This is a genomic window from Streptosporangium sp. NPDC006013 (assembly GCF_040614275.1).
Classification (GTDB): Bacteria; Actinomycetota; Actinomycetes; order Streptosporangiales; family Streptosporangiaceae; genus Streptosporangium.
Window position 1 is genome coordinate 1 of record NZ_JBEXUE010000049.1, and the last position, 17,514, is coordinate 17,514.

The following is a 17,514-nucleotide window of genomic DNA, read 5'->3' on the forward strand; positions in this document are numbered from 1 at the left end:
GTGTCCTTTCCGTTCGGGGTGCCGCACCGGCGGTGGTGGATCAGGTCTTTTTGGGGATGGGTTAGAAGCATGTTACGGCTGCCCGGAATTTCAAAAGGAGCCGCTACTTGGAGTAGAGCTCGACGATCAGCTGCTCCTGGACCTGGGTGTCAATCTGCTGACGGACCGGGAGCTGGTGGACCAGGACGCGCAGCGCGTCCGGGACGACGCCGAGCCACGCCGGGTACGTCTTGTCACCGGCGGTGGCGCGGGCCACCTCGTAGGGCAGGAGGTTGCGCGACTTCTCGCGGACCTCGACGATGTCGTGCTCGCGCACCCGGTACGACGGGATGTCGACCTTCTTGCCGTTCACCAGGATGTGGCCGTGACGGACCTGCTGGCGGGCGGCGTCGCGCGACTCGGCGAAACCGGCGCGGTAGACCACGTTGTCGAGACGGCTCTCCAGGATCTGGAGGAGGTTCTCGCCGGTCTTGCCGGTCTTGCGGTTGGCTTCCTCGTAGTAGTTGTGGAACTGCTTCTCGAGGACGCCGTAGATGCGGCGGGTCTTCTGCTTCTCGCGGAGCTGGAGCTGGTACTCAGACTCCTTGGGACGGCCGCGGCCGTGCTCACCCGGCGGGTAAGGACGGATCTCGATGGGGCACTTCGCGGACTCGCACTTCTTGCCCTTGAGGAAGAGCTTGGTCTTCTCCCTGCGGCAGAGCTTGCAGTCCGCACCCGTGTAACGAGCCATTTTCTATCTTCTCCTGGGCTCAGACGCGACGGCGCTTGGGCGGACGGCAGCCGTTGTGCGGCACGGGGGTGACGTCCTGGATGGACCCGACCTCAAGACCCGTCGCCTGCAGCGAGCGGATCGCGGTCTCACGACCGGAGCCGGGGCCCTTGACGAAGACGTCGACCTTGCGCATGCCGTGCTCCATGGCGCGGCGGGCGGCGTTCTCCGCGGCCATCTGCGCGGCGAACGGGGTGGACTTGCGAGAGCCCTTGAACCCGACGTGGCCGGCGCTGGCCCAGGAGATCACGTTCCCACTCGGGTCGGTGATCGAAACGATCGTGTTGTTGAACGTGCTCTTGATGTGGGCGTGCCCGTGAGCGACGTTCTTCTTTTCCTTGCGGCGCACCTTCTTCGGTGCACCCTGGCGGCTCTTAGGAGGCATTCTTTGCCTTCACTCCTGAGGTCTTCGGTCCTGCGGCTACGCGGACTACTTCTTACCGGGCTTCTTCTTACCGGCCACGGTCTTCTTCTTGCCCTTACGGGTGCGTGCGTTGGTCTGCGTGCGCTGACCGTGCACGGGAAGGCCACGGCGGTGCCGGATGCCCTGGTAGCACTGAATCTCGATCTTGCGACGGATGTCGGCCTGAACTTCGCGACGGAGGTCACCCTCGATCTTGTAGTTCGCCTCGATGTAGTCGCGCAGCGGGACGAGTTCCTCGTCCGTGAGCTGGTGAACGCGGAGGTCGCCGTTCACACCGGTGGCCTTGAGGGTTTCGAGCGCGCGCGTGCGGCCGATCCCGAAAATGTAGGTGAGAGCGATCTCCAGCCGCTTGTCGCGGGGGAGGTCGACGCCAACCAGGCGAGCCATGGTCGGGCATTCTCCTTCGTTGTGGCGGAGGTCCTACGCCTCACTTCCCCTCCCCATGCCCGGGGTGAGGGCCCCGGCCTCCGACCGGGGGTCTCCTGCGGGGTACGGCGCGAGCCGCCTGCGCAGGTGTGAAACGCGATTACCTTGGAAGCCCCACATGGGTCGAGCCCGCCTCTTGGGAACGGACTCTCGTGGGGCCTGTTGGAACGACTAGCCCTGGCGCTGCTTGTGGCGCAGGTTGTCGCAGATCACCATGACGCGACCGTGCCGGCGAATCACCTTGCACTTGTCACAGATCTTCTTGACGCTCGGCTTGACCTTCATAGTCCTATTCGTCCCTCAGACGCTTACTTGTATCGGTAGACGATCCGCCCACGACTGAGGTCGTAGGGGCTCAGTTCGACGACAACCCTGTCGTCAGGAAGGATCCGGATGTAGTGCATCCGCATCCGCCCGCTGATGTGGGCCAGGACCTTATGGCCGTTATCGAGTTGCACCCTGAACATCGCGTTCGGGAGCGACTCAACCACAGTGCCCTCGATCTCGATGGCGCCGTCTTTCTTGGCCATGTCCCTCGCGTTTCACTGATCGGTCGTCTGAGGCTTCGGAACACTAAGCAGCCGCGACCCAGCGCTTCGATGAGAGCGGCGGTTGCGACACCGCCGACGCGCAATGGTCATAGTGAACCGAAGAAGGAGTGTACGGCACCGGGCGAGGAAATGCGAAACACACGGCCGGCACCTTGACACAACCGCTACAAAGGATACCGCAGATCCCTTCAGGGATGGACGGCACGGTTCGACGCGCGAATGCTCGTGGCCTCATTGTGGCATGTCCAGCCTGGTCAGGCCAGCACTCCTACGGCCCGGTCAGACCGGATCCCCTCGGACGACCGCCCCTATCGAGGCCGTTCGAGGGAATCCGCCCGACGTCCCGCGGCGGCTCGCGCCATGGGCAGGTCCCGATGACCCGGCACTGGAATCCACACCCTCCCCACCACTCAGGTGGACTTCTTGTCCCCGCCCAGCCCGGTGAGGACGGTCGTCACCAGCAACACCACACCCCACGGGCCCATGACCCAGAGCGGCCACGGGTAGGGGAAGTCGAGGCCGCTGGTCACTCCGATGATGAGCCAGATCATCCAGTTGACGCCGCTGGCCGTCGCCCAGGCGGCCCAGGCGGCCGCCAGACCCTTGTTCTGCGCCTTGTCCTGCTTGCCCTCCTTGGCGCGCTCAGGGGCGCGGGAGGGGGTCTCTGGAAGCCGGCGCAGGTCGACGTCGGGAAGGTCGGAGGTGAGGACGGCGAGCTCGCCGTACGTCTTGCTGCTGTAGAGCTGTTCGAGGCGCTCGTCGAACTCCTCGGTGGTCAGGCGGCCCTGCGCGTAGTGCTCCCGCAGGACCGAGGCGACCTTGTCGCGGTCCCCGTCGGAAGCTCGCATACCTGGACCAGCCGCCATATCAACCACATCCGCTCACCGGCGAGCCTGATCTAGCCCGCGTCTCCCAACAAGTCGACAAGCCGCTCTTTACCCCCGTCAAGGGCGGTCAGTACCCAAGGTCCATTATGTGTCACGGCGACGCTGTGTTCGAAGTGTGCCGAGGCTTTACCGTCGATCGTGACCACGGTCCAGTCGTCGGCCAGCACCTTGGTCCGGTCCGTCCCCAGGTTGACCATGGGCTCGACGGCGAAGCACATACCCGGTTCGAAACGCGGGCCACGGCCCGGTTTGCCGTGGTTGGCCACCCACGGGTCCATGTGCATCTCGGTGCCGATGCCATGCCCGCCGTACTCCTGCGGGATGCCGTAGCGCCCCTGGGAGCGGACGTACTTCTCCACTTCGTGACCGATATCGGACAGGTGGCGACCCACGGTGAGCGCGGCGATGCCCCGCCACATGGCCTCCTCGGTGATCCGCATCAGCTCGGTCAGCTTGGGGTCCACCTCACCGATGCCGACCGTGATGGCCGAGTCGCCGTGCCAGCCGTCCAGGATGGCACCGCAGTCGATCGAAATGACGTCGCCCTCCCGCAGCGCCCTGCGGTCGCTCGGGATGCCGTGGACCACCTCGTGGTTGACCGACGCGCAGATGGTCGCCGGGAAGCCCTGGTAACCCTTGAAGGAGGGGATCGCCCCCTCGCCTCTGATGGCCTTCTCCGCGATCGCGTCGAGGTCCAGGGGCGTCATGCCCGGCTGGACGCTCTCCCGCAGCAACTGCAGGGTACGACCGACCACCAGGCCCGCCGCCCGCATCTTCTCCAGTTGTTCGGGCGTCTTCAGCTGAATTCCGTGCTTGTTCTTCTTGAACACGTGCGCACCCCCTGGGGTGGTTCAACGGGCGGTCCGGGAGCCCAATTCCCCAGATTCTGCCCTAAATGACAGCACGCCACCCATGAGAAGCCATGGGTGGCGTGCAAGGTAGATATCGCTTCGCTAGCCGACGAAGGGGCTCAGGGCCTCCATAGCGCGCTGAGTGATCTCTTCCACCGGACCGGTGGCGTCGACTCCGACAAGGATGCCCTCGTCCGCGTAGAAGGAGACCAGGGGGGCGGTCTGCTCCTGATAGACCTCCAGGCGGTGCCTGACGGTCTCCTCCTTGTCGTCGTCGCGCTGGTACAGCCGGCCGTCACAGGCGTCGCAGATGTCGTCCTTCTTGTCGTCGAAGTCGACGTGCCAGATACGACCGCACTGGCTACAGGTGCGGCGCCCGGCGAGCCTGCGAACGACCTCCTCGTCGTCGACCACGAGCTCCAGAACGATGTCCAGACCGGATCCGAACTCGGCGAGGATCTTCTTCAGGATCTCGGCCTGGGGCACGTTCCTGGGGAAGCCGTCGAGCAGGAAACCGTCCTGCGCGTCTTTCTCAGCGAGGCGGTCACGGACCATCGCGATGGTGACCTCGTCAGGCACGAGGTCGCCGCGGTCCATGTATTCCTTGGCAAGCTTGCCGAGCTCCGTACCACCCGAGACGTTGGCACGGAAGATGTCACCTGTCGAAATCTTCGGGATCGACAGGTTCGACGCAATGAACTGGGCCTGTGTCCCCTTACCCGCTCCGGGGGGCCCGACCAGGACGAGGCGCACTATTTCAGGAAGCCTTCATAGTTGCGCTGCTGCAGCTGGCTTTCGATCTGCTTCACGGTGTCAAGGCCGACACCAACCATGATCAGAATGCTCGTCCCTCCGAACGGGAAGTTCTGACTCGCACCGACGAGCGCCAGCGCGACGATCGGCACCATGGAGATCAGGCCCAGATACAGCGCGCCAGGAGCGGTGAGTCGCGTGAGCACATAGTTCAAGTACTCAGCCGTCGGGCGCCCCGGGCGGATGCCCGGGATGAAACCACCGTACTTCTTCATGTTGTCGGCGACTTCAACGGGGTTGAAGGTAATCGACACGTAGAAGTACGTGAAGAACACGATAAGCAGGAAGAAAGTGATCATGTACGTCGGGGTGGTCCCTCCGCCGCCGAACTCCTGCGAGATCCACTGGATGATCTTGTTCGGCTCTTCCTGGCTGTTCGTGAAGAGCGTCGTGATCAGCTGCGGAAGGTAGAGCAGCGAGGAGGCGAAGATGACCGGGATGATGCCGGCCTGGTTGACCTTCAGCGGGATGTAGGTCGACGTCCCGCCGTACATCCGGCGGCCGACCATGCGCTTGGCGTACTGCACCGGGATCCGGCGCTGGGCCTGCTCGACCATCACGACCAGGGCGATCATCGCGATACCGACGACGATGACCACGGCGAAGACGAAGCCGCCCTTCTGCCTGGCGATGTTCAGCAGCTCGGACGGGAAGACGGCGATGACCTGAGTGAAGATCAGGATGGACATGCCGTTGCCGATGCCGCGGTCGGTGACGAGCTCGCCCAGCCACATGACGACGGCGGTGCCGGCGGTCATGGTCAGCACCATCGTGACGATGGCGAAGACGTTGTCCTTGTCGAGGAGGATCTCTTCGCGGCACTGCGGGAACAGCTGGCCGCCGCGGGCCAGGGCCACGAAGGCGGTCGACTGCAGGATGGCAAGCCCGACCGTCAGGTAACGCGTGTACTGCGTGATCTTGGTCTGTCCGGCCTGCCCCTCCTTCTTGAGGGCCTCCAGGCGCGGAATGACCACGACGAGCAGCTGAAGAATGATGCTCGCGGTGATGTACGGCATGATGCCGAGGGCGAACACTGAAAGTTTCAGGAGGGCGCCGCCGCTGAACAGCTGCACCATTCCGTAGATGTTGCCCGCGTCCCCCGCCTGCGCCTGGGTGAGACAACGGCTGATGTTCTCGGTATGCACACCCGGAGTCGGCAGGACCGACCCAAGTCGGAACAGCGCAATGATGCCCAAGGTGAAGAGCAGCTTCTTACGCAGGTCCGGCGTACGGAACGCTCGGGTAAATGCGGTCAGCACGGTCCCTCCTGCGCGCCTGAAAGGCGAGGTCGGTCAGCGATGGTGCGGGGGTGTTCCATCTTTGCCATATCCAGTCAATGAGCCCAAGGAAATGAGTCGAGGCCCACTGTCCAGCGAACTCTAACGCACTACGGGCGCGGGAGCCCATTACGAGCCCCCGCGCCGCGTGATGATGACACCTACAGCTCGGAGACGGAGCCTCCGGCGGCAGCGATCTTCTCCTTGGCACTGGCGGAGAAGGCGTGCGCCTCCACGTTCAACGCCACGGAGATGTCACCGGTTCCCAGAACCTTGACGAGCTGGTTCTTGCGAACCGCGCCCTTGGCGACCAGCGCCTCCACGGTGACGTCGCCACCGTCGGGGAACAGCTCGCCGAGCCTGTCAAGGTTGACGACCTGGTAGGTCGTCTTGAACAGGGCGTTGGAGAAGCCCTTGAACTTGGGCAGGCGCCGCTGCAGCGGAACCTGACCACCCTCGAAGCCGAGCGGGACAGTGTTCCTGGCCCTCGTGCCCTTGGTTCCGCGACCCGCGGTCTTGCCCTTGGACGCCTCGCCGCGGCCCTTGCGGACCTTCGACTTGTTGGCGCCGGGGGCCGGACGCAGGTGGTGGATGCGGAGCGGAGTGTTCTCTGCCATGTCTAGTCGACCTCTTCCACGGTGACGAGGTGCGTCACCACGGAGACCATGCCGCGGATCTCCGGGCGGTCCTCCTTGACGACGACGTCGCCGATTCGCTTAAGACCGAGCGAGCGCAGCGAGTCACGCTGCTTCTGCTTGCCACCGATCTTCGAGCGGACCTGGGTAATCTTCAGGCGTGCCATGGGCTAGCTCACCGCCTTCGCCGCCGCGGCCTCCGCGAGACCCTCGGCGCGAGCCTTGAGCATCGCCTTGGGGGCGACGTCCTCGATCGGCAGGCCACGGCGGGCCGCGATCTCCTCGGGGCGGCTGAGGCCCTTCAGAGCGGCCACGGTGGCGTGCACGATGTTGATCGGGTTGTCCGAGCCGAGCGACTTGGACAGCACGTCGTGGATGCCCGCGCACTCCAACACGGCGCGCACCGGGCCACCGGCGATGACACCGGTACCGGGCGACGCCGGACGCAGGAAGACGACGCCGGCGGCCTCTTCGCCCTGCACGATGTGCGGGATGGTGCCCTGGATACGGGGCACCTTGAAGAAGTGCTTCTTGGCCTCTTCGACACCCTTGGCGATCGCCGCGGGCACTTCCTTGGCCTTGCCGTAGCCGACACCGACCATGCCGTTGCCGTCACCGACGATGACGAGGGCGGTGAAGCTGAAGCGACGACCACCCTTCACGACCTTGGCCACTCGGTTGATCTTCACAACGCGCTCGATGTACGAGACGCCCTTGTCAGCGTTGCCACCGCGGCGGTCGTCACGACGACCGTCACGCCGCTCGCCACCGGCGGCGCCACCGCGACGCGGAGCTCCAGCCATTAGTGGTTCCTCTTCTCATTCGTAAGACGGGCCATCGGTTGCGCACTGGTGAAAGGAGTCATCAGAACTCCAGTCCACCTTCGCGGGCGCTGTCCGCGAGAGCCGCGATGCGGCCCGCGTAGCGGTTGCCACCCCGGTCGAACACGACCGCGGTGATCCCGGCTGCCTTGGCCCGCTGAGCGAGAAGCTCGCCGACCTGCTTGGCCTTGTCGGTCTTGGCGCCCTCGGCCGAGCGCAGGGAGGCGTCCATGGTGGAGGCGCTCACCAGCGTGTGGCCCTGGGCGTCGTCGACGATCTGCACGAAGAGGTGCCTCGTGGAGCGGTTGACGACCAGACGCGGACGCGTGGCCGTACCGACAACCTTCTTGCGGACTCGGCCGTGGCGGCGGGCCCGCGAGACGGCGCGGGCGGCCGTGTGCTTGCCGAACGCAGTCTTGCCAGCCATGCCTACTTACCAGCCTTTCCGACCTTGCGGCGGATAACTTCACCCTGGTAGCGCACGCCCTTGCCCTTGTACGGGTCGGGCTTGCGCAGCTTGCGGATGTTCGCGGCGATCTCGCCGACCTTCTGCTTGTCGATGCCGTCCACGTGGAACAGCGTCGGCTTCTCGACGCGGAAGGTGACACCCTCGGGAGCGTTGACGATCACCGGGTGGCTGAAGCCGAGAGCGAACTCAAGCTGAGTCGGGCTCTTGGCCTGCACGCGGTAACCGACGCCCACGATCTCCAGGGACTTCGAGTACCCCTGGGTCACACCGGTCACCATGTTGGCGACCAGGGTGCGGGACAGGCCGTGCAGCGCACGGATCTTGTTCTCGTCGTTGGGGCGGGTGACGGAGAGATTTCCGTCCTCACCCTTGGCGATCGCGATGGGTTCCGCGACCGTAAGCGAAAGCGTGCCCTTGGGGCCCTTGACCGTGACGTCCCGGCCGTCGATGGCGACGTCCACTCCGTTCGGTACGGGGATGGGCAGCCGTCCGATTCTTGACATGCTGTTCGTTCTCCCCTCTACCAAACGAAGGCGAGGACTTCCCCGCCCACTCCACGCTTGCCGGCCTGCTTGTCCGTCATGAGACCGCCGGACGTCGAGATGATCGCGACGCCCAGTCCGCCCAGGACTCGGGGCAGGTTGTCCTTCTTTGCATAAACCCGCAGGCCGGGCTTGGAAACCCGTCGCAGGCCCGCGAGCGACCGCTCACGGCTCGGCCCGAACTTCAGCTCCACCACGAGGTTCTTTCCGACCTTGGCGTCTTCGACGCCCCAGGACTGGATGTAACCCTCCTGCTGGAGGATCTCGGCGATGTGCGCCTTGATCTTCGAGTACGGCATCGCCACGCTGTCGTGGTACGCCGAGTTCGCGTTTCGCAGACGCGTCAGCATGTCTGCGATCGGGTCGGTCATCGTCATGGCCGGTGGCCTTCCTCACCGCGGTTTCCACAGGGGACCTTCGGTGCGGTCATGGGCGCTTGTAGTCAGCGCCCGGTGAATACGAACTTCTATGTGTGGCCGGTGCCCCGCGCGGGCCCGTGATGGTCATGGGACCGCGCGGACGGCTACCAGCTCGACTTGGTGATGCCGGGCAGCTCGCCCCGGTGCGCCATCTCACGGAAGCAGATGCGGCACAGGCCGAACTTCCGGTAGACGGCGCGGGGACGACCACAGCGCGAGCACCGAGTGTACGCCCGGACCTCGAACTTGGCCTTGCGAGCAGCCTTGACCTTGAGCGACGTCTTCGCCATGATCAGGCCTCCTTGAAGGGGAAGCCGAGGTGCTTCAGCAGCGCCCGGCCCTGGTCGTCGGTCTTAGCGGTGGTCACGACCGTGATGTCCATACCACGCTGGCGGTCGACCTTGTCCTGGTCGATCTCGTGGAACATGACCTGCTCGGTGAGACCGAAGGTGTAGTTCCCGTTGCCGTCGAACTGCTTGGGCGACAGGCCGCGGAAGTCACGGATGCGGGGCAGCGCCAGCGAGAGCAGCCGGTCGAGGAACTCCCACATGCGGTCGCCACGGAGCGTGACGTGCGCGCCGATCGGCATGCCCTCGCGCAGCTTGAACTGGGCGATGGACTTGCGGGCGCGGACGACCGCCGGCTTCTGGCCGGTGATCACGGTGAGGTCGCGGACGGCGCCTTCGATGAGCTTCGAGTCACGCGCGGCCTCGCCGACGCCCATGTTCACCTTGATCTTGGTGATGGTGGGCACCAGCATGATGTTCTCGAACCCGAACTGCTCGTTCAGCTTCGCGATGATCTCTTCGCGGTAGCGCTGCTTGAGGCGCGGGAGGGTCCGCTCTTCAGTGTTCGCGGTCATCAGTTGTCCTCACCCGTCTCCTCGGAAGCAGCCTTGGCCGACTCCTTCTTGGCGGGCTTGTCGTCATCCTTGAGCTTCTTGACGTTGCTCACGTGGATGGGAGCCTCCATGGTCTGCACGCCGCCGGTCTTGGCGCCACGCGGACCCTGGTTGGTCTCCTTGGAGTGCTTCTTGACCATGTTGACGCCCTCGACCACCACGCGCTCGTCGCGCGGGTGGGCGGCGATCACGCGGCCCTTGGCACCCTTGTCCTTGCCGGCGATGACCAGTACGAGGTCACCCTTCTTCACATGCAGCTTCGGCATTACAACACCTCCGGCGCGAGCGAGATGATCCGCATGAACTTCTTGTCACGCAGCTCACGTCCAACGGGACCGAAGATGCGGGTGCCCCGGGGGTCACCGCTGTCCTTGATGATGACGGCGGCGTTCTCGTCGAAGCGGATGTAGGAGCCGTCGGGCCGGCGGCGCTCCTTGACAGTGCGGACGATGACGGCCTTGACCACATCGCCCTTCTTCACGGTGCCGCCGGGAATGGCGTCCTTGACAGTGGCGACGATGATGTCGCCGATTCCCGCGTAGCGCCGGCCCGAGCCACCGAGCACACGGATGCAAAGGACTTCCTTCGCACCGGTGTTGTCGGCGACCTTGAGCCGCGACTCCTGCTGGATCACTTGTACTCCTGTTTGTCTCGCTGGTTCTCACCCGTGGGTGAGCCTTGCGGAACCTGCTGGGTCTTTTTCCCCCGGCGACAGTCCCTGACGGACCGCCGACGCAGGCGGGGCGAAGATCGCTTCGCCCCCTTGGACGCCGTCATGGGGGGTGACGGTGTCACCCCCCACGAGGCGCGTTGACTTACTTGGCCTTCTCGAGGATCTCGATGACCCGCCAACGCTTGCTGGCGGAGAGCGGCCGGGTCTCCATCAGGAGGACTCGGTCGCCGACACCACAGCTGTTGGCCTCGTCGTGCGCCTTGTACTTGGTCGTCCTGCGGATGACCTTGCCGTACAGGGGGTGCTTGACGCGGTCCTCGACAGCGACCACGACAGTCTTGTCCATCTTGTCGCTGACGACCAGACCCTCACGGGTCTTGCGGTAGTTCCGCGTCTCGGTCGTGGTTTCCGTGGCCTCAGCCATCAATCGACTCCTTCTCTACCGTGACGATTCCGAGCTCCCGCTCGCGCATCACCGTGTAGATACGGGCGATCTCGCGGCGAACGGCACGCAGCCGCCCGTGGCTCTCCAACTGGCCGGTCGCAGCCTGGAAGCGGAGGTTGAACAGCTCCTCCTTGGCTTCCTTCAGCTTCGTGACCAGAGTGTCCTGGTCTTCCACCCGCAGCTCACCGGCGGTCAGGCCCTTAGCCATCACGCCTCACCCACTTCACGCTTGACGAACCGGCACTTCATCGGCAGCTTGTGCATCGCACGACGCAGGGCTTCGCGAGCCACCGGCTCGGCGACACCCGACAGCTCGAACATGATGCGACCGGGCTTGACGTTGGCGATCCACCACTCCGGCGAACCCTTACCGGAACCCATGCGGGTCTCGGCGGGCTTCTTGGTGAGAGGACGGTCCGGATAGATGTTGATCCAGACCTTTCCACCACGCTTGATGTGACGGGTCATCGCGATACGAGCCGACTCGATCTGGCGGTTGGTCACGTAGGAGTGCTCAATCGCCTGAATGCCGAACTCGCCGAACACGACCCTGGTGCCGCCCTTGGCAGCGCCGTGACGGTCGGGCCGGTGCTGCTTACGGTGCTTGACCCTGCGCGGGATCAGCATGGTCAGCTCCCTTCAGCACCCGGCTGCGCAGCCGGGCCGGTCTCGGGGGCAGCCTGGGAGGCCGCCTCGTTCCTGGGGGCGCGGTCGCCACGGCCGGCACCGGCACCACGACGGGCGCCACCGGCACCACGACGGGGACGGTCGCCGCCACCGGCACCGGGGCCACGACGGTCGTCGCGGTCACGACGCTGGCCCGCACGAGCACCGGCGGCAGCCGCCTCGCGCTCGGCGCGGCTGGTCGGAGCCTCACCCTTGTAGATCCACACCTTCACGCCGATACGGCCGAAGGTGGTACGGGCCTCGTACAGGCCGTAGTCGATGTCCGCGCGGAGGGTGTGCAGGGGCACGCGGCCCTCGCGGTAGAACTCCGAACGGGACATCTCAGCGCCGCCGAGACGACCGGAGCACTGCACCCGGATGCCCTTGGCGCCGCTCTTCATCGCCGACTGCATCGCCTTGCGCATGGCACGGCGGAACGAGACACGGCTGGACAGCTGCTCGGCCACACCCTGGGCGACGAGCTGAGCGTCGATCTCAGGGTTCTTGACCTCAAGAATGTTCAGCTGGACCTGCTTCTTGGTCAGCTTCTCGAGGTCACCGCGAATCCGGTCCGCCTCGGCGCCGCGGCGGCCGATGACGATGCCCGGACGGGCGGTGTGAATGTCGACCTGAACCCGGTCGGTGGTCCGCTCGATCTCCACCTTGGAGATGCCGGCCCGCTCCATGCCCTTCTTGAGCATGCGGCGGATCGCCACATCCTCGGCAACGTACGACTTGTAGAGCTTGTCGGCATACCACCGGCTCTTGAAGTCGGTCGTGATGCCGAGGCGGAACCCGTGCGGGTTAACCTTCTGACCCACTAGCGGGTCCTCCCCTTCGGCTCGCGGGACTCCACGATCACGGTGATGTGGCTGGTCCGCTTGTTGATCCGATAGGCACGACCCTGAGCACGGGGACGAAACCGCTTCAGCGTCGGGCCCTCGTCGACCCAGGCACGGCTCACGAAGAGCGTGTCACGGTCGAGCTTGAAGTTGTGCTCCGCGTTGGCAATGGCGCTCGACAGCACCTTGTACACGGTCTCGCTCGCCGACTGGGGAGCGAACTGCAGCACGGCCTGCGCCTCCGAAGCGGGCAGCCCGCGAATGAGGTCCACCACACGGCGGGCCTTCATGGGCGTGTGGCGCGCGAACCGCGCCTGAGCCCTGGCTTCCATCGCTTACTCCTCTTACCCTTCGTTTTGGTCGAGTCCGTCTCACTCTGCGACGATCGCTTCCGATCGTTCCCGGCTCGACGTCCTCTTCCTGAGGCGCTTATCGCCGGCTGCGGCGGTCTTCCTTGACATGGCTGCGGAAGGTCCGCGTCGGCGCGAACTCACCCAGCTTGTGGCCGATCATCGACTCGGTGACGAACACCGGGACGTGCTTGCGGCCGTCGTGAACGGCGATCGTGTGACCGAGCATGTCGGGCACGATCATGGAGCGCCGCGACCACGTCTTGATGACGTTCTTGGTGCCCTTCTCGTTCTGGGCATCCACCTTCTTCTGAAGGTGGTCGTCCACGAAGGGACCCTTCTTGAGGCTACGTGGCATTTTGGCTGCTCCTACCGCTTCTTCCGCTTGGTACGACGGCGGATGATCAGCCGGTCGCTGGCCTTGTTCGCCGCACGAGTACGACCCTCGGGCTTGCCCTTGGGGTTGACGGGGTGACGACCGCCGGAGGTCTTACCCTCACCACCACCGTGCGGGTGGTCGACCGGGTTCATCGCGACGCCGCGGACGGTGGGGCGCTTGCCCTTCCACCGCATACGTCCGGCCTTACCCCAGTTGATGTTGGCCTGCTCGGCGTTGCCGACCTGGCCGATGGAGGCCCGGCAGCGAACGTCGACCTGGCGCATCTCACCGGAGGGCATACGCAGCGTGGCGTACTGGCCCTCCTTGGCGAGGAGCTGAATCTGCGCGCCGGCGGACCGGCCCAGCTTGGCGCCACCGCCCGGACGGAGCTCCACCGCGTGGATGAAGGTACCGGTCGGGATGTTGCGCAGCGGGAGGCAGTTGCCCGGCTTGATGTCGGCCGTGGGGCCGTTCTCGATCTTGTCGCCCTGCTTGAGGCCGGTCGGGCAGAGGATGTAGCGCTTCTCCCCGTCGGCGTAGTGCAGCAGCGCGATACGGGAGGTGCGGTTCGGGTCGTACTCGATGTGAGCGACCTTGGCCGGGATCCCGTCCTTGTCGTGACGCCGGAAATCGATGATCCGGTAGGCGCGCTTGTGGCCACCGCCCTGGTGACGGGTGGTGACACGGCCGTGGACGTTACGGCCACCCTTGCTGTGCAGGGGTGCAAGCAGCGACTTCTCGGGCGTGCTGCGCGTGATCTCGGCAAAGTCCGAGACGCTGGCGCCGCGGCGACCCGGGGTCGTCGGCTTGAGTTTACGGATGCCCATCTTTTTCGTTCATCCTTCGTCGGTTAATCCGGTCGAACGCCCCTCACCTGGTGGTGAGGGGCTTTCTCCCTGTACTTACTGAGCGAGCGCGTCAGCCGATCTGGCCGAAGATGTCAATCCGGTCGCCTTCGACCAGGCTGACGATCGCTCGCTTGGTAGCCGGACGCTGGCCGTAGCCGAATCTGGTCCGCTTACGCTTGCCCTGGCGGTTGATGGTGTTGACGCTGGCCACCTTGACGCCGAAGATCTTCTCAACAGCGATCTTGACCTGCGTCTTGTTGGCCGTCTTCCGCACCAGGAACGTGTACTTGTTGTGCTCGTCGATCAGGCCGTAGCTCTTCTCGGAGACAACCGGCTTGATGATGATGTCGCGCGGGTCGGCGATCTTCTCCATCAGGCGTCTTCCTTCCCGCTCTTGCTCAGGCGCGCGACGACCTGGTCGTACGCCGCCTGAGTGAAAACGACGTCGTCGTGGCAGAGCACGTCGTAGGTGTTGAGCTGCCCGGCGTCCAGCAGGTGGACCTCGGGAGCGTTGCGCAGGCTCAGCCAGCTGAGCTCGTCACCCTCGTCGACGACTACCAGGACGCTACGCGCCTCGGTGATCTTGCGAAGCGACTCGAGAGCCGCCTTGGTCTTCGGGGTCTCCCCCGCGACCAGACCGCTGACCACGTGAACGCGGCCCCCGGTCGCCCTGTCGGACAGGGCCCCGCGCAGGGCGGCGGCCTTCATCTTCTTGGGAGTCTTCTGCGAGTAGTCCCGCGGAACCGGACCGTGGACGGTGCCGCCGCCGGTGAACTGCGGAGCGCGGGTCGAACCCTGGCGGGCGCGGCCCGTACCCTTCTGGCGGTACGGCTTCTTGCCGCCGCCACTGACCTCACCGCGGGTCTTGGCCTTGTGGGTGCCCTGCCGGCGAGCGGCGAGCTGGGCCACGACGACCTGGTGGATCAGCGGGATGTTGACCTTCGTGCCGAAGATGTCCTCCGGCAGATCGACGGTCCCGGCCTTGTCGCCGCTCGCGTCGAGGACGTCAATGGTGCTCACTTGGCAGCCCCCTTCTTGGCAGCGGTGCGGACCAGAACCAGGCTGCCGTTGGCGCCGGGGATCGCACCCTTGATCAGGATGAGGCCCTTCTCGGCGTCCACGGCGTGGACCTTGAGGCTCTGGATGGTCGTGCGGGCGTTGCCCATCCGGCCAGCCATGCGCACGCCCTTGAAGACGCGGCCCGGGGTGGCGCAGCCACCGATGGAACCCGGCGAGCGGTGCTTGCGCTGCGTACCGTGCGAGGCGCCCAGGCCCTTGAAGCCGTGCCGCTTCATGACACCCGCGTAACCCTTGCCCTTGCTCTTGCCCGTCACGTCGACGTACTGGCCGGCCTCGAAGGTGTCGGCCGAGAGCTCCTGGCCCAGGGTGTACTCGCTCACGTCGTCAGTGCGGATCTCCGCGAAGTAACGGCGCGGGGTGATGTCGTGCTTGCGCAGGTAGTCGCCGAGCGGCTTGTTGACCTTCCGCGGGTCGACCTGCCCGAAGCCCAGCTGAACGGCGGTGTAGCCGTCCTTCTCAGCGGTGCGGACGCGGGTCACGACGCACGGACCAGCCTCGACGACGGTCACCGGGACCATCCGGTTGTCCGCGTCGAAGACCTGGGTCATGCCGAGCTTCTTGCCCAGGACGCCCTTGATCTGCTTAGCCATGTCAGTGCGTTCCCTCAGAGCTTGATCGAGATGTCAACGCCGGCGGGAAGGTCGAGTCGCATGAGCGAGTCGACCGTCTTCGGCGTCGGGTCGATGATGTCAATCAGCCGCTTGTGCGTGCGCATCTCAAAGTGCTCGCGACTGTCCTTGTACTTGTGCGGCGAGCGGATGACGCAGTACACGTTCTTCTCGGTCGGCAGCGGCACCGGGCCCGCGACCTTGGCGCCAGTCCTTGTCACCGTCTCGACGATCTTCTTGGCCGAGACGTCGATGACCTCGTGGTCATAGGCCTTGAGCCGAATGCGGATCTTCTGTCCCGCCATAATGGCCTCGGTGTCCTTCACTGTCGTCTGAAAAAGTTACGTGCGGCCTGTTGCCGCTGTGTCATGGCCGGGTCCGTCTCGGACGTCCCCTCCACGTTGTGCGGAGCCCACTTCGCCCTGGGGCGACGCTCTCCGCACACGCCCCACGTAGCAGACGCTGTGAGTCCGCGCTTTCTTCCGTGATCTGGCAGTTACTTCGGTCATCGTTCGGCCGAACCAACTGCGAGATCACGGTTCGTGGGGTCCCTGCCAGGGTTCGCGCCCTGCGGCGCGAGCCCCTCGTGGGGAAGCGGCCGGCCCTGCGTTGAGGGCCGACCGCCACTCCGCGATCGTACTACTTGATGATCTTGGTCACTCGACCCGCACCGACGGTGCGGCCACCCTCACGGATGGCGAACTTGAGACCGTCCTCCATCGCGATGGGCTGGATGAGCGCGACGTTCATCTCGGTGTTGTCGCCCGGCATGACCATCTCGGTGCCCTCGGGGAGGTTCACCACGCCGGTCACGTCAGTCGTACGGAAGTAGAACTGCGGGCGGTAGTTGTTGAAGAACGGCGTGTGGCGGCCGCCCTCGTCCTTGCTCAGGATGTAGACCTGGGCCTCGAACTCGGTGTGCGGGGTGGTCGTGCCCGGCTTGATGATGCACTGGCCGCGCTCGACGTCCTCGCGCTTGATGCCGCGCAGGAGCAGACCGACGTTGTCACCCGCCTGGCCCTCGTCGAGGAGCTTGCGGAACATCTCGACACCGGTGACCGTGGTGGTGGTCTTGGTCTCCTTGATGCCGATGATGTCGACGGTCTCGCTGACCTTGACGATGCCACGCTCGATACGGCCGGTGACGACCGTGCCGCGACCGGTGATCGAGAAGACGTCCTCGACCGGCATCAGGAACGGCTTGTCGGTCTCACGGACCGGCTCGGGGACGTTCTCGTCCACCGCGGTCATGAGCTCGATGATCGAGTCGCCCCACTTGGCGTCGCCCTCAAGCGCCTTCAGCGCCGAGACGCGGACGACCGGCAGGTCGTCGCCGGGGAACTCCTGGGCCGAGAGAAGCTCACGGACCTCGAGCTCGACGAGCTCCAGGATCTCCTCGTCGTCCACCATGTCGGACTTGTTGAGGGCCACGACGATGTAGGGAACGCCGACCTGGCGGGCCAGGAGGACGTGCTCCTTCGTCTGCGGCATCGGGCCGTCGGTGGCGGCGACCACGAGGATCGCACCGTCCATCTGAGCCGCACCGGTGATCATGTTCTTCACGTAGTCCGCGTGACCGGGGCAGTCCACGTGGGCGTAGTGGCGCTTCTCGGTCTGGTACTCGACGTGCGCGATGGAGATCGTGATACCACGAGCCTTCTCCTCGGGCGCCTTGTCGATCTTGTCGAACGGGGTCGCCTCGTTGAGGTTCGGGAAACGCTCGTGGAGCACCTTGGTGATCGCCGCGGTCAGAGTGGTCTTGCCGTGGTCGATGTGCCCAATGGTGCCGATGTTTACGTGCGGCTTGGTCCGCTCGAACTTGGCCTTGGCCACTGCTC

General features: G+C 65.2%; 31 protein-coding genes. All 31 read right to left on the reverse strand.

Annotated features, from left to right (window positions below):
- Positions 1-103: 103 nt before the first annotated feature.
- The 31 genes from rpsD to tuf all read right to left on the reverse strand — a co-directional run bounded on the left by rpsD (position 104) and on the right by tuf (position 17,509).
- Positions 104-730 (reverse strand): 30S ribosomal protein S4, encoded by a 627-nt coding sequence (rpsD, locus tag ABZ260_RS10600; protein WP_030912875.1) that lies wholly within the window; start codon positions 728-730, stop codon positions 104-106.
- Between the two features lie 19 nt (positions 731-749).
- Complete coding sequence (gene rpsK, locus ABZ260_RS10605) at positions 750-1,154, reverse strand: 30S ribosomal protein S11 (protein WP_012887860.1); 405 nt, start codon at positions 1,152-1,154, stop codon at positions 750-752.
- 45 nt (positions 1,155-1,199) lie between these two features.
- Complete coding sequence (gene rpsM / locus ABZ260_RS10610) at positions 1,200-1,580, reverse strand: 30S ribosomal protein S13 (RefSeq protein WP_012887859.1); 381 nt, start codon at positions 1,578-1,580, stop codon at positions 1,200-1,202.
- 210 nt (positions 1,581-1,790) lie between these two features.
- On the reverse strand, positions 1,791-1,904 hold the full coding sequence (gene rpmJ, locus ABZ260_RS10615; protein WP_003956441.1) for a 50S ribosomal protein L36: 114 nt from the start codon (positions 1,902-1,904) through the stop codon (positions 1,791-1,793).
- A 23-nt stretch (positions 1,905-1,927) separates the two neighbouring features.
- Entirely contained in the window at positions 1,928-2,149 is a 222-nt protein-coding gene (gene infA / locus ABZ260_RS10620; protein ID WP_012887858.1) for a translation initiation factor IF-1, read from the reverse strand.
- A gap of 431 nt (positions 2,150-2,580) precedes the next feature.
- Positions 2,581-3,018, reverse strand: a complete 438-nt coding sequence (locus ABZ260_RS10625) for a DUF1707 domain-containing protein (RefSeq protein ID WP_355615527.1) — start codon at positions 3,016-3,018, stop codon at positions 2,581-2,583.
- Between the two features lie 50 nt (positions 3,019-3,068).
- On the reverse strand, positions 3,069-3,887 hold the full coding sequence (gene map / locus ABZ260_RS10630; RefSeq protein ID WP_355615529.1) for a type I methionyl aminopeptidase: 819 nt from the start codon (positions 3,885-3,887) through the stop codon (positions 3,069-3,071).
- A 123-nt stretch (positions 3,888-4,010) separates the two neighbouring features.
- The gene (locus ABZ260_RS10635) at positions 4,011-4,661 is read right to left on the reverse strand and encodes an adenylate kinase (RefSeq protein ID WP_030912884.1); all 651 of its coding nucleotides are present in this window, start codon (positions 4,659-4,661) and stop codon (positions 4,011-4,013) included.
- Entirely contained in the window at positions 4,661-5,980 is a 1,320-nt protein-coding gene (gene secY / locus ABZ260_RS10640; protein WP_030912888.1) for a preprotein translocase subunit SecY, read from the reverse strand. The genes ABZ260_RS10635 and secY overlap by 1 nt, the downstream gene beginning before the upstream one ends.
- A 179-nt stretch (positions 5,981-6,159) precedes the next feature.
- The gene (gene rplO / locus ABZ260_RS10645) at positions 6,160-6,615 is read right to left on the reverse strand and encodes a 50S ribosomal protein L15 (protein ID WP_350911377.1); all 456 of its coding nucleotides are present in this window, start codon (positions 6,613-6,615) and stop codon (positions 6,160-6,162) included.
- A gap of 2 nt (positions 6,616-6,617) precedes the next feature.
- Positions 6,618-6,800 carry a 50S ribosomal protein L30 gene (rpmD, locus tag ABZ260_RS10650; protein ID WP_030912892.1) on the reverse strand — a complete coding sequence of 61 codons (183 nt, stop codon included), beginning with the start codon at positions 6,798-6,800 and terminating at the stop codon, positions 6,618-6,620.
- A 3-nt stretch (positions 6,801-6,803) separates the two neighbouring features.
- A complete protein-coding gene (gene rpsE / locus ABZ260_RS10655; protein WP_030912894.1) occupies positions 6,804-7,436 on the reverse strand; it encodes a 30S ribosomal protein S5 in 633 nt (210 codons plus the stop codon).
- A gap of 61 nt (positions 7,437-7,497) precedes the next feature.
- Positions 7,498-7,881: a 50S ribosomal protein L18 gene (gene rplR, locus ABZ260_RS10660; RefSeq protein ID WP_030912897.1), complete on the reverse strand. Its 384-nt coding sequence runs from the start codon at positions 7,879-7,881 to the stop codon at positions 7,498-7,500.
- A 2-nt stretch (positions 7,882-7,883) separates the two neighbouring features.
- On the reverse strand, positions 7,884-8,426 hold the full coding sequence (gene rplF / locus ABZ260_RS10665) for a 50S ribosomal protein L6 (RefSeq protein WP_355551487.1): 543 nt from the start codon (positions 8,424-8,426) through the stop codon (positions 7,884-7,886).
- Between the two features lie 17 nt (positions 8,427-8,443).
- Positions 8,444-8,842 carry a 30S ribosomal protein S8 gene (rpsH, locus tag ABZ260_RS10670; protein ID WP_355551484.1) on the reverse strand — a complete coding sequence of 133 codons (399 nt, stop codon included), beginning with the start codon at positions 8,840-8,842 and terminating at the stop codon, positions 8,444-8,446.
- A 146-nt stretch (positions 8,843-8,988) separates the two neighbouring features.
- The gene (locus ABZ260_RS10675; protein ID WP_012887844.1) at positions 8,989-9,174 is read right to left on the reverse strand and encodes a type Z 30S ribosomal protein S14; all 186 of its coding nucleotides are present in this window, start codon (positions 9,172-9,174) and stop codon (positions 8,989-8,991) included.
- 2 nt (positions 9,175-9,176) lie between these two features.
- The gene (gene rplE / locus ABZ260_RS10680; protein ID WP_030912902.1) at positions 9,177-9,746 is read right to left on the reverse strand and encodes a 50S ribosomal protein L5; all 570 of its coding nucleotides are present in this window, start codon (positions 9,744-9,746) and stop codon (positions 9,177-9,179) included.
- The gene (gene rplX, locus ABZ260_RS10685) at positions 9,746-10,042 is read right to left on the reverse strand and encodes a 50S ribosomal protein L24 (protein WP_063766231.1); all 297 of its coding nucleotides are present in this window, start codon (positions 10,040-10,042) and stop codon (positions 9,746-9,748) included. The genes rplE and rplX overlap by 1 nt, the downstream gene beginning before the upstream one ends.
- A gap of 8 nt (positions 10,043-10,050) precedes the next feature.
- Positions 10,051-10,419: a 50S ribosomal protein L14 gene (rplN, locus tag ABZ260_RS10690; RefSeq protein ID WP_012887841.1), complete on the reverse strand. Its 369-nt coding sequence runs from the start codon at positions 10,417-10,419 to the stop codon at positions 10,051-10,053.
- 181 nt (positions 10,420-10,600) lie between these two features.
- Entirely contained in the window at positions 10,601-10,882 is a 282-nt protein-coding gene (gene rpsQ, locus ABZ260_RS10695) for a 30S ribosomal protein S17 (RefSeq protein ID WP_030912907.1), read from the reverse strand.
- Positions 10,875-11,111 carry a 50S ribosomal protein L29 gene (gene rpmC / locus ABZ260_RS10700; protein WP_030912909.1) on the reverse strand — a complete coding sequence of 79 codons (237 nt, stop codon included), beginning with the start codon at positions 11,109-11,111 and terminating at the stop codon, positions 10,875-10,877. Before rpmC ends, rpsQ begins: the two co-directional genes overlap by 8 nt.
- The gene (rplP, locus tag ABZ260_RS10705; RefSeq protein WP_030912912.1) at positions 11,111-11,530 is read right to left on the reverse strand and encodes a 50S ribosomal protein L16; all 420 of its coding nucleotides are present in this window, start codon (positions 11,528-11,530) and stop codon (positions 11,111-11,113) included. The genes rpmC and rplP overlap by 1 nt, the downstream gene beginning before the upstream one ends.
- A 2-nt stretch (positions 11,531-11,532) precedes the next feature.
- Complete coding sequence (gene rpsC / locus ABZ260_RS10710) at positions 11,533-12,390, reverse strand: 30S ribosomal protein S3 (RefSeq protein WP_030912914.1); 858 nt, start codon at positions 12,388-12,390, stop codon at positions 11,533-11,535.
- Positions 12,390-12,743 (reverse strand): 50S ribosomal protein L22, encoded by a 354-nt coding sequence (gene rplV, locus ABZ260_RS10715; RefSeq protein ID WP_030912916.1) that lies wholly within the window; start codon positions 12,741-12,743, stop codon positions 12,390-12,392. The genes rpsC and rplV overlap by 1 nt, the downstream gene beginning before the upstream one ends.
- 97 nt (positions 12,744-12,840) lie before the next feature.
- A complete protein-coding gene (gene rpsS, locus ABZ260_RS10720; RefSeq protein ID WP_030451498.1) occupies positions 12,841-13,119 on the reverse strand; it encodes a 30S ribosomal protein S19 in 279 nt (92 codons plus the stop codon).
- A gap of 11 nt (positions 13,120-13,130) precedes the next feature.
- A complete protein-coding gene (gene rplB, locus ABZ260_RS10725; protein ID WP_271220144.1) occupies positions 13,131-13,967 on the reverse strand; it encodes a 50S ribosomal protein L2 in 837 nt (278 codons plus the stop codon).
- A gap of 91 nt (positions 13,968-14,058) precedes the next feature.
- Positions 14,059-14,361, reverse strand: a complete 303-nt coding sequence (rplW, locus tag ABZ260_RS10730) for a 50S ribosomal protein L23 (RefSeq protein WP_030912923.1) — start codon at positions 14,359-14,361, stop codon at positions 14,059-14,061.
- Positions 14,361-15,008: a 50S ribosomal protein L4 gene (rplD, locus tag ABZ260_RS10735; protein WP_350911368.1), complete on the reverse strand. Its 648-nt coding sequence runs from the start codon at positions 15,006-15,008 to the stop codon at positions 14,361-14,363. The genes rplW and rplD overlap by 1 nt, the downstream gene beginning before the upstream one ends.
- The gene (gene rplC / locus ABZ260_RS10740; protein ID WP_030912930.1) at positions 15,005-15,658 is read right to left on the reverse strand and encodes a 50S ribosomal protein L3; all 654 of its coding nucleotides are present in this window, start codon (positions 15,656-15,658) and stop codon (positions 15,005-15,007) included. The genes rplD and rplC overlap by 4 nt, the downstream gene beginning before the upstream one ends.
- A gap of 14 nt (positions 15,659-15,672) precedes the next feature.
- Entirely contained in the window at positions 15,673-15,981 is a 309-nt protein-coding gene (rpsJ, locus tag ABZ260_RS10745; protein ID WP_030912931.1) for a 30S ribosomal protein S10, read from the reverse strand.
- A 334-nt stretch (positions 15,982-16,315) separates the two neighbouring features.
- On the reverse strand, positions 16,316-17,509 hold the full coding sequence (gene tuf / locus ABZ260_RS10750) for an elongation factor Tu (RefSeq protein WP_355551469.1): 1,194 nt from the start codon (positions 17,507-17,509) through the stop codon (positions 16,316-16,318).
- Positions 17,510-17,514: the final 5 nt, after the last annotated feature.